Origin of the sequence: Nonlabens sp. Asnod3-H03 (genome assembly GCF_045063665.1) — a bacterium.
In the GTDB taxonomy this organism is placed as follows: Bacteria; Bacteroidota; Bacteroidia; order Flavobacteriales; family Flavobacteriaceae; genus Nonlabens; species Nonlabens ulvanivorans.
This window is the reverse complement of sequence record NZ_JBEFOD010000004.1, coordinates 1-12,448: the sequence shown is the minus strand read 5'-3', so window position 1 is coordinate 12,448 and position 12,448 is coordinate 1. Positions and strand designations below refer to the sequence as shown.

The following is a 12,448-nucleotide window of genomic DNA, read 5'->3' as shown; positions in this document are numbered from 1 at the left end:
ATCAAATGATGATAGGATTTGCATATGATCGAGAAACTACAGAGCTAGGAAATGCTTTATACAATGATGGAAGTTATGAGCTATTTGTAAGGTTTGAACTTTTCAATAGTTACGATAGAATAATAACACCTAGATTCTTTTAAACACAACCATAATGATGAAAAAAATACTAATTACTCTTATTTGCCTTGTTTCTTTTATAAGTTACGGACAAGTAAAAGATGTAAAAAAGGCAAATAAAGAATTTGAAAAGTTTGCTTTTATTGATGCACAGCAGATTTATTTAAAAGTTGTTGAAAAAGGGTATAAAAATGTTGAAATACTTTCGAAATTAGGAGATACTTATTACTTCAACGATGAATTAACCGAATCATACAAATGGTACAAAGAGTTATTTGATTTAGATTCTGAATCACTTGCTCCAGAATATTATTTTAGATATGCTCAATCTTTGAAAGCTGTAAAGCGATATGCTGAAGCTGATGAGTTAATGGCTAAGTTTAATTCATTTAAAGGCTTCGATTCACGATCTAAGTCTTATAGTGATCAACCAGATTATTTACAAATTATAGATTTCCAGTCGGGTCGTTTTGAAATTGAAAATACGGCAATAATCAACTCTACAACTGCAGATTTTGGTCCGTCATTTTATGGTGGCGCAGATCAAATAGTTTACGCTACGGCTAGAGATACAAACTCTTTTGTAAAGAGAACGCACAGTTGGAATGATCAGGCTTTTTTACAATTATATGTAGCAGATGCTGACGAAGCAGGTAAACTTTCTAATGAAGAAAGATTTTCGAAGGTTCTTAATACTCGATATCATGAGAGTACACCAACATTTACAAGTGATGGTAAGACGATATATTTTACTAGAAATAATTATAATGCTGGAGTTTATAGACAAGATATTGATGGTATCAATAAATTGAAGATTTATAAGTCTACCAAAAAAGGTAAGTCTTGGTCAGATCCAGTTGAGCTACCATTTAATAATGATGAATATTCAGTAGCACACCCAGCATTATCACCAGACGGTAAATATCTTTATTTCACAAGTGATATGCCTGGTAGTATGGGTTATGAGGCAAATGATGAATTCACTAAATCCGACCTTTGGGTTGCACCTATTAATGAGGATGGTAGTTTTGGAGAGATTAGAAACCTTTCAGAAATTAATACGGAAGGTAGAGAATCGTTCCCATTTGTGTCTAAAAAAGGTATTTTATACTTCGCATCTACTGGTCACCAAGGACTAGGTGGTCTAGACATATTTGCGAGCTCTATAAATCCTGATGGAACTTTAAGTTTACCTATCAATATTGGTAAACCTGCTAACACAGAAGATGATGACTTTGCATTTATCATAAATGATGACACAAATATGGGGTATTTTTCTTCTAACAGACCAGGTGGTCAAGGAGACGATGATATCTATAGATTTGTTCAATTAGAAGATCTTAAAGATGCCTGTGAAATCATACTAACTGGTACCGTTACAGATGAGAAAACAGGATTGCCTATGGATAAGGCAACTGTAATGGTAATGGATGCAAACAATAATAAAGTTGATCAATTAGTTACTAAAGCAAACGGTAAATACGTATTTAAATTAGAATGTGGTAAACAATACTTTGTGCGAACTGAAAAAGAGGATTACTCTTCAGATGAGGACCTTTTTACAACACCTACACAAAGTGATTTCTTAGATGTGCCATTGGCTATGGTGAATGAAAAAATTCAGATTGTAGATTGTGATGATATCGCGCCATTATTAAATATTAAAGATATTTACTTTGACTTTGATAGGTTCAATATTAGACCAGATGCAGCATTAGAGCTATCTAAGATATTAGCGTTTATGGAGTTATATCCACAAACATCTGTAGAGATTAGATCACATACAGATAGTAGAGCTCCTGATGCTTATAATGATGTTTTATCAGAAAAAAGAGCACAAAGCACAAGAAAATGGTTGATAGAAAAAGGTATCAACGCTTCTAGACTTACAGCTAAAGGTTATGGTGAACGACAGTTAGTTAACAACTGTTCTAATGGAGTAGATTGTACGCCAGAAGAACACCAGTTAAATAGACGTTCAGAATTTATTGTGACAGGTCTAGGTCAATACAGTGATTGTAATTAGAATCTTTTAAATATTACTAAACAAAAAAAGCCTACGTTATTGTAGGCTTTTTTGTTTAATAAGTTGAAATGCAGTTAGCTATGCTTCCATAGGTTCAAACTCAGATACAAAATGAAACTTAATACTAGGATATTTTTGTTGTGTCATTTGTAACGAGAAAGAAGAATCTGCAAGAAAAACTAGTTGATCTCTCTTATCATGAGCAAGAAACTTAGCCTTTACTCTTTTAAAATCTTTAAATTCAGCGCTGTTAACGTCCTTTGTTTCTATCCAGCAGGCCTTGTATACATTTAAGTTTTCATAGCTACAGGATGCGCCATATTCGTGTTCTAGACGGTATTGTATAACCTCAAACTGCAGTGCACCTACAGTACCTATTATTTTTCGGCCATTAAGCTCTAGAGTAAAAAGTTGTGCAACACCTTCATCCATTAATTGATCGATACCTTTTGCAAGCTGTTTAGACTTCATAGGATCAGAATTGTTAATGTATCTAAAGTGTTCTGGAGAAAAGGATGGTATGCCTTTATAATGCAACAGTTCACCAGAGGTCAGTGTATCGCCTATCTTAAAGTTACCAGTATCATGTAGGCCTACGATGTCACCAGGGAAAGACTCATCTACAATTTCTTTTTTCTCCGCAAAAAACGCATTAGGGCTAGAAAATTTAAGATTCTTATTAAGTCTAATGTGTTTATAAGCTTTATTTCTCTCAAACACACCACTTACTATCTTGATAAAAGCTAGACGATCCCTATGTTTAGGGTCCATATTAGCATGTATTTTAAAAACAAAACCGCTGAAGTCTGACTCATTAGGCTGTACTAATCGTTCTTCGGCCTTTTTAGGCCTTGGAGCAGGTGCGATCTCTATAAAACCATCTAGTAATTCTTTAACACCAAAATTGTGTAGAGCACTTCCAAAAAAGACGGGTTGTAGATCTCCAGCTAGATATTCTTCTCTATTGAAATTAGGATAAATACCAGTAACCAGTTCTAGCTCATCTCTTAAAATTCCAGCGGCTTTATCTCCTACCAGTTGATCCAGTAACTTGTCGTCTAAGTTTTCAATAGCAGTAGTGCTGTGAATATCTTTAGAAGATGCACCGGTGAATAGATTAATGTTCTGTTTATGAATGTTATAGATCCCTTTTAAGTCATAACCCATTCCTATGGGAAAACTTAAAGGAGTAACTCTCAATCCTAGTTTTTGCTCAATCTCATCCATAAGGTCAAAAGCGTCCTTACCTTCACGATCCATTTTATTAATAAAAACAATCATAGGTATGTTGCGCATTCTACATACCTCTACCAGCTTTACAGTTTGTTCCTCAACACCTTTAGCGACATCGATCACTACTATAACACTATCCACAGCAGTTAGCGTTCTAAAAGTGTCTTCAGCAAAATCTTTGTGACCAGGCGTGTCTAGTATATTGATTTTAATATTTTTATATTCAAATGCAAGTACAGACGTCGCAACAGATATACCTCTCTGTCTCTCGATTTCCATAAAATCACTTGTAGCACCTTTTTTGATTTTGTTGTTTTTAACGGCGCCAGCTTCCTGTATAGCACCACCATATAACAACAGTTTCTCTGTTAAGGTCGTTTTACCAGCATCTGGGTGAGATATAATTCCAAAGGTCCTGCGTCTAGCGACCTCTTTATCAAATTGTTTCTTATTCATAAGACCGCAAAAATAGAGAATACTTAAACCTTAAAATAATTTTTTGTTATGCTTTCGCGAAAGCATAATAAAATTAACTCCAGTTAATCGAAGTCATCAAAAGAAAGAACAGCGCAACTTATCGATACTTAACGCTTGTTAAACGATTAATAATTTCTTAAAGTCAATTTATAAAATAAATTTGGCATATTCATTTAAGTTTACTCGTTATATATTCTTACAAATGAGTATGTGGTTTGATTTTAAATATCTATATATGGGAGTTTTTACATTATTCAATTACTTTTTTAAAGTTGCTTTACAAAAGAGTAACCTTAGATTTTTCTCTTTATTATTATTGGTTTTAGTTGGTTTTTCTCAAGCTGCTGTTGCACAGTGTGATATCACTAGTATATCAACATCTATGATATCGGCATGTAACGATAACGGTACGACTACAGATGCTAGTGATGATTTTTTCACAGCAGATGTTACCATACTTTTCCAGGCTACACCTGCTACAGGTTCTTTGCAAATCGCAGGTGATAATACTGCTATTCAATCTATAGATGTAACTACATTACCACCAGACGCTACGTCATATACTTTTCCCGCTGTGTCCTTTACAGCAGATGGTACTCCTATAAGTATAACAGCTTCATTTATTGGCGATCCTTCATGTACGTTTTCTTTGCCAGAGCCATCTGCAGGTCTTGCTCCAGCATCATGTAGTCCAGATTGCGTTATTTCTAATATTCAAACTGCTAATGCTTCAGTTTGTAATAATAATGGAACACCTCAAGATCCTTCAGATGATTTCTTTACGACAGATATAATTGTAACCTTTTCAAATCCTCCTACTACAGGAACATTAAATGTTACCGGTGATAATATAGATCCTGCATCTGAGGTGACAAGTGCGTNTAATGGTACTCCTCAAGATCCTTCAGATGATTTCTTTACGACAGATATAATTGTAACCTTTTCAAATCCTCCTACTACAGGAACATTAAATGTTACCGGTGATAATATAGATCCTGCATCTGAGGTGACAAGTGCGTTTGGTGGTACAACTTCTTTTACTTTTACTTCTATAAGAATGAGTGCAGATGGAGGTCCTATTGACCTAACAGCAAATTTCACTGATAGTAATTGTCCATTAAATGTTTCTAATGCTGGAATTGCTCCAGCTTCATGTAGTCCTGACTGTGTTATTTCTAATATTCAAACTGCTAATGCTTCAGTTTGTAATAATAATGGTACTCCTCAAGATCCTTCAGATGATTTCTTTACGACAGATATAATTGTAACCTTTTCAAATCCTCCTACTACAGGAACATTAAATGTTACCGGTGATAATATAGATCCTGCATCTGAGGTGACAAGTGCGTTTGGTGGTACAACTTCTTTTACTTTTACTTCTATAAGAATGAGTGCAGATGGAGGTCCTATTGACCTAACAGCAAATTTCACTGATAGTAATTGTCCATTAAATGTTTCTAATGCTGGAACAGCTCCTGTTTCATGTAGTCCTGACTGTGTTATTTCCAATATACAAACTGCTAATGCTTCAGTTTGTAATAATAATGGAACACCTCAAGATCCTTCAGATGATTTCTTTACGACAGATATAATTGTAACCTTTTCAAATCCTCCTACTACAGGGACATTGAATGTTACAGGTGATGCAGTGATTTCAGAAGGTGTAACAGCATTAAATGGTCTACCTACTTCTCATACTTTTACAGGTGTTCAAATGGTTGCTGATGGAAGCCCAATTGATTTAACAGCAAGCTTCTCGGATAGTACATGCCCTTTAAATGTTCCAGCTGCAGGAACAGCGCCTGCTAGTTGTAGTGAAGATTGTAGTATTGATAATATTGAATTCGTTGTTGGTTCAGATTCAATTTGTAATGATAACGGTACTGTCGGAGATGCATCTGATGATTTCTTTACTTATGATGTGATGGTGACTTTTACAAATGTGCCTGCAACAGGTGCGTTAGTCTTAAGTACTCCTACTGAAACGGTAAACGTTGCAGTAGGCGGAGTTGATTCTCCAACATCTCATACTTTTGTAGGGCTTCAAAGCCCTGCCGATGGTGCTCCGATTGATATTACTGCTGCTTTTACAGATGATGCTGCGTGTACTTTAACGTTGTTTTCGGTTTTAACTGCGCAAAATCAATGTAGTGTGGCTGCAGGTCCAGGAGGTCTAGAACTTAATAAAACTCATTGTGATTGGGGTTACACTACTACAGATACTTATAAGATTAGATATTTTGGTGTTTTAACTAATAACGGAACTGATCCAGTATATAATATCAATTTAACAGATGATTTAGGAACACCTTTTTTAGGTAATGCAATTACTATAATTTCTGCCTCAGCAGATGGGCCTATTCCTTTAGGAGTCAGTCAAAATGCTAATTTTAATGGTACTTCCATACAAGAGTTAATTAACGTGCCTACATTAAGTGAGCTGGGACCTGGAGAGAGTATTAATTATGGTTTTTGTATAGAAGTAGCTGCAGGAGCAAATCTAGATCAGGTTACTGTTACAAATCAAATTATAGCAACAGCAAATGATGCAGCTACAGGTGCTGCATATGAGGTTACTGCTTCTGACTCGCAGCGCTTTGAAGAAAACACGATTATATTAAGTGCAGGTTTTGAGGTTAGTGATCCTAACCCAACAATCAATACAGACGGTACTTATGATTTTTCATATACCATAACTTTAAGGAATTCTGGTTCTAATACGGCAACTAATATTCAGTATTCTGATGTATTTGATCATCTAGTTGCATCAGGTGTTCCTGTTAATTCATTTAGTCTTAACTCTAAAACAGGGGTTCTTATGGAAAACGCAGGGTTTGATGGGGCTTCTGGTACGCTTGGAGGTTCAACGTCAGATCTTCTAATGTCTGGTCAAAGTATGGCACCCAATACATCTGCCCAATGGACTTTTGATTTAAATGTCGGACCTACTACAGTTACCTCCGTTAGAGAGTCACAAGGTGTTTTTAGTGGAATTGATAACTCATATGCAACTGCTAGAGCGGTAAGCGATGTTTCTAGAAGAAATTTAGATGCCGCTCACGATAGAGAGCAATGTAATTGTGATCAAACTCCTGTTACTTTTACATCGACTCCTTTACCTTTAATTACAAAAACAGTATTAAATAATGATCCAGCGGGTACTTTAGGGAATAGAGATATTACATTTCAAATAGAAATAGAGAATGGTCCATTGTCACCGATTGATTTAAGTAATCTGCAAATTACTGATAATATTGGAGCAATGTGTCCGGGTAATATTGTGAGTGTCTCAGCTCCTGTAATCACGACATCAACAGCGCTTACAGATCCAGTGTTAGATCTAACTTTTACAGGATTAGGTTCTAACGATATTTTTCAAAACAATACGGGTATATTAAGACCTGGTGAAAGAGTAATAGTGCAATACGAAGTGGAAATCACATTGCCATGTACAGGTGATAATACCGCGATATTTAATGCAACAGATCCAGGTAATAATCCAGTGGCTTCTGTGTCATCATCTGTAGGTATTAATAATCCTCCAGAAGCAACAGATGATAATGACACCACCCAAGTGGATACACCAATTACTATTGATGTATTAAATAATGATTCTGATCCTGATATGGATCCTATCATGATAACAGAAGTTGATGGAATGGCCATTTCTGATGGAGGATCACCAGTATTGCTTAGTGATGGCACCATTGTTCAGATTGTTTCTGGAGAGTTGGTGATTACACCACCACCAGGTAGTAGCGCTCCAGTTTCATTCCCTTATATAGTAGAGGATACTTTAGGGAATCGAGATACGGCAAACGTCTTTATAACAATAGTGCCATGTACGGTTGCTGTGATTTCTTTAGATAATATTTCAGCCTGTAATTCAAATGGTACCTCGGGAGACCCAACGGATGATACTTTTACAGCAGATGTAGTTGTTCAGTTTACAAACGCGCCTGGTTCAGGAAATTTAGATTTAACAGGTGCTGGAATTAACACTTTTGTTCCAGTAACTGGATTAGATAGTGCAACGCAACATAGATTTACCAATTTAACATTCTCTGCAGATGGTGGTCCTGTTAATTTAACGGCAACGTTTGATAATCCTAGTGGATGTACCGATACTCAAAATGCAGGGACTGCTCCAGACTCTTGTAGTGTGGCACAATCTGACATGAGTATTACTAAAACTTTAAATCAATCAGGTCCTTTTGCACCTGGTGATACAGTTTCATGGAATATTGTAGTTAGTAACTTAGGTACAGACTTAGCAACAAATGTTTTTGTAACTGATACTCCAACAAATGTTACAATAACAAATATAAATGGAGGTGGCTGTACTACTTTTCCTTGTAATTTAGGATCCATAACAGCTAACACGCCATTTAGTGATGTGACTATTATTGTTACCGGTATTATAGACGGACCTGGGGCATTTACAAATATAACTGCAGTATCTGCAGATCAGGTAGATAGCGTTCCTGCTAACGATACTGACGATGGTAGTGATGGAAATAATGATGGGATTGCAGTTGGTAATGCAAACTTGGTGACAGTTAAAACTTTAATGAGTGGAGACAGTACGCCAGCGGAAGGTGATACTGTAGCCTTTGCAATAACGGTAACTAATAATGGTCCTGATGACGCTACAAATGTTTCATTGGTAGATGCTATTCCAGCTGGCCTTACGGCTACAATAAACAATGGAAATACTGGTGGAGATCAACCTTCAACTTATACAGATCCTAACTGGACAATTCCATTTATCGCTAGTGGACAATTTGTAACATTGAATATTGAAGGAGTAGTAGATGCTGGTGAGGATGGAAATACGATTACGAACAGCACAACTGCAGCTACAACGCCTGATCAAACAGATCCAACGACAGCTGGTGATGATTTGAATGAAAGCATTACTGTAGATGGCGCAATACCTGATCCTTGTGATGCTCTTGCTTCAGGGAATTCAGATAGTGATGGTGATGGAGTAAGTGATATTTGTGATGTAGATGATGATAATGATGGAATACTAGATAACGAAGAGTGCGAAGAGCCTATTGGATCAATTACAATGGGTGATGGAACAACAGTTTTAGATGGAAATTATAGCAATTCAACTGGTACCTCTGCTGAAATTACTATTACAAGTGATCACAATACTTCGGAGTTTACAAGTGGCGTTACGAGTGGTCTTCAATTAGTTTGGGATCAAGGTACTGACGTAATACATAATATGTCATTGTCTATTGAACAACCTGTCTTAGGAACTGTAGGTAGTATAGTCGTGGCTAACAATGCTCCAGGTTCTAACTATGGAGCGGCAAATGCGACAAAAGAGGTGAATATAACGTGGCCTGGAGGTGGCTCTGCGATTCTTAATGATCCTAATGATGAAATTTCTGGATTTAGTTCAGGTGACGTCATTACTTCTGGGGAAGTATTTGTCGTAAATACAGGCTCATTGGTGAGAGATTCAAGATGGACATTGTCTATTGATTTAACTGGATTAAATACTTATCCTGTAGTTATAGGTTATAATTCAGATGCTTCAATCGCTACGACGGGTATCGTTAATGAAGGTTTTGCATTCAATTTATTGTTAGATTGTGATTTTGACCAAGATGGTATTCCAAATAGAATAGATTTGGATAGTGATAATGATGGTTGTAATGATGTATTGGAATCAGAAGGAACAGATAATGATGATGATGGTGTACTTGGTGATACTGCTACAATAGTTGATTCAAGTGGGCAGGTGCTAACACCAGGGAGTGGTAACACTACTGGCGGTTATAACGGAGTAGATGGTAATGAATTTAATGCAACAGAAGTAGTTGTTGATTCGCCTCCTTCAGATCAAACTGTGGAAAGTGGATCCAATGCTACTTTTACCGCAGTAGTGAGAGCAACGAGTACAATAGAATATGATGGATTTGCGCCAAGTACAACACCAGATTTTAATGATCCATCTGCAATAGATGTTTCTGGGACTACAACATACCAATGGTATTTGGGAGATCCTAATAGTGGTGGATCATTACTAGCAGGTGAAACAGGTTCTTCGCTAATACTGACTACTGATCCTTCAATGGATGGGAATCAATATTGTGTAGTAATTACACATCCAGATAATATTTGTTTTACTCAAACTGAATGTGCTGTATTAACCGTTACAATCCCTGTAGATCAATGTGATCCTGTTGCTTCTGGGAATCTAGATTCAGATTTAGATGGAGTAAGTAATATTTGCGATTTAGATGATGATAATGATGGGATTTTGGATACAGAAGAATGCCCGCCATTGATTGGTAGTATAACATCTGGTAACATAAGTAATGACTTAGAAGGTATTTATTCAAACACGCAAAATACTTCTATAGAATTTGGAATAACAACTACTCCTTGGCCTGCAAATAGAAACGGAGCTGGTGTTACAGAAGGTTTACAATTAGTTTGGGATCAAGATAGTACCGATCCTATGACTGGTGATAATGCAGTTCAGGATATTCAATTTACTTTAGAGCAACCAAGCAGAGGTTTAATTCGTAATTTCCGATTAGGTTCTTCTGCTCCTGGTTCAACATATACTGCTAATAACGCAGTTAAAGATATAACGGTATCGTGGACTTCAGTTGCTAGTGCTGTATTGGTTGATCCATTAGGTGAAATAACCTCACATAATAATGGTGATGTTATATCTTCTGGAACTACGTTGCATCTAGATGGTCAGGCCGTAGGAGTTACCGAAGTAGGTCAATCGCAATGGTATTTGGATATAGATGTTTCCTCTGTTTCCTTTCCGTGGATTTTTGACTATAGATCTTTTAATGCTCTAGGAACAGTTCGTTTTGAAGGTTTTGGCTTTTGGACGGTTACTGATTGTGATTTTGATCAGGACGGTGTGCCAAATTCTCAAGATTTAGATAGTGATAATGATGGGTGTAAGGATGTAATTGAATCAGATGGTTTAGATAATGATGATGATGGTGTGTTAGGTGATACAGCTACGGTAGTTGATTCTAATGGACAGGTAACAAATGGTAGTGGAGATATTACAGGTGGTTATGATGGTGCAAACGGTAATGAAATATTAGCTACCGAAGTTATGGTAGATCAAGCACCGATGAATCAAATAGTAAATAGTGGTTCTGATGCAACTTTTACAGCTGCGGTTACAGCAACAAATACAACAAGTTATTCAGGTGGTGCTCCTAGTACCATGCCTGATTATACAACAGGTACTCCAGCGCCAGGAACGATATACCAATGGTATTTAGGTGATCCTACAGTTTCAGCAAATGCGATCGCTGGAGAAACTAATGCCTCTCTAACCTTGACAAGCGTGGATAGCAGTCAAGATGGTAATGAATATTGTGTGGTGATTACACATCCAGACAATGTATGTTTTACACAAACTGAATGTGCTATATTAACTGTAATAACAACAGATTGTTCACAAGTTATTGATGGAACAGTAGACGTTTGTGCTTTATTAGCTGCTAATCCGGCAGATCCTATAGGTCTAGAAGATTGTGATGGTGATGGAGAAACAAATTTAGACGAATGTAACGCAGGTTCTGACCCTACAGATCCTTGCTCGATTCCTTCAGGAAGTTCAGCAACGGCCGATACAACAAATCCAATCTGGCAAGCAGCCGATTGTGATGGTGATGGAGAGACTAATGGATCAGAAACCGCAAATGGTTCAGATCCAACAGATCCATGTGATGTAAGTGGAACAGCAACAGTACCAGATGTAAGTGATGCGAACTATGCCGTATGGGCAGCCGCAGACTGTGATGGTGATGGTGAGACTAACGGAGAAGAAGTGATGAATGGTACAGAGCCATTTGACCCATGTAGTGTAACAAATGCTACGATACCAACAAATCCAATGATGGCAGGAACGCCAGCTCAAAATGCATATGATGTATGGGCAGCTGCAGACTGTGATGGCGATGGTGATTCCAATGGAACGGATGCAGATCCAACAGATCCATGTGTGTTTACAGCAGGAAGTGTAGCAGATACAACAAATCCAATATGGCAAGCAGCAGATTGTGATGGAGATGGAGATTCTAACGGAACCGATCCAGACCCAACAGATCCATGTGTGTTTACAGCCGGAAGTACAGCAGATACGAGTAATGCAATCTGGCAAGCTGCCGATTGTGATGGAGATGGAGATTCTAACGGAACCGATCCAGACCCAGCAGATCCATGTGTGTTCACAGCCGGAAGTACAGCAGATACAACAAATCCAATTTGGCAAGCAGCCGATTGTGATGGTGATGGTGAGACCAACGGAACAGAAGACATGAATGGATCAGATCCAACAAATCCATGTGATGTAAGTGGAACAGCAACAGTACCAGATGTAAGTGATGCGAACTATGCCGTATGGGCAGCCGCAGACTGTGATGGTGATGGTGAGACTAACGGAGAAGAAGTAATGAATGGTACAGAGCCATTTGACCCATGTAGTGTAACAAATGCTACGATACCAACAAATCCAATGATGGCAGGAACGCCAGCTCAAAATGCATATGATGTATGGGCAGCTGCAGACTGTGATGGCGATGGTGATTC

The 12,448-nt window shown here is 37.4% G+C and carries 3 protein-coding genes; 2 read left to right on the top strand and 1 reads right to left on the bottom strand.

What is annotated here, in order from left to right:
* Window positions 1-157: 157 nt before the first annotated feature.
* The gene (locus tag ACJJVI_RS00070) at window positions 158-2,146 is read left to right on the top strand and encodes an OmpA family protein (RefSeq protein WP_405349597.1); all 1,989 of its coding nucleotides are present in this window, start codon (window positions 158-160) and stop codon (window positions 2,144-2,146) included.
* Window positions 2,147-2,224: 78 nt separating this feature from the next.
* Here the strand turns inward: ACJJVI_RS00070 and ACJJVI_RS00065 are convergent, their stop codons facing one another.
* Complete coding sequence (locus ACJJVI_RS00065) at window positions 2,225-3,835, bottom strand: peptide chain release factor 3 (protein WP_348022487.1); 1,611 nt, start codon at window positions 3,833-3,835, stop codon at window positions 2,225-2,227.
* A gap of 256 nt (window positions 3,836-4,091) precedes the next feature.
* Between ACJJVI_RS00065 and ACJJVI_RS00060 the strand changes: the two genes are divergently transcribed.
* The coding region (locus tag ACJJVI_RS00060; protein ID WP_405349594.1) for an Ig-like domain-containing protein at window positions 4,092-12,448 on the top strand (8,357 nt) is incomplete at its 3' end.

Bases quoted from the DNA above. Each gene is read 5' to 3' on its own strand.
- ACJJVI_RS00070 (WP_405349597.1), top strand. From the start codon at position 158: ATGAAAAAAATACTAATTACTCTTATTTGCCTTGTTTCTTTTATAAGT.
- ACJJVI_RS00065 (WP_348022487.1), bottom strand. From the start codon at position 3,835: ATGAATAAGAAACAATTTGATAAAGAGGTCGCTAGACGCAGGACCTTT.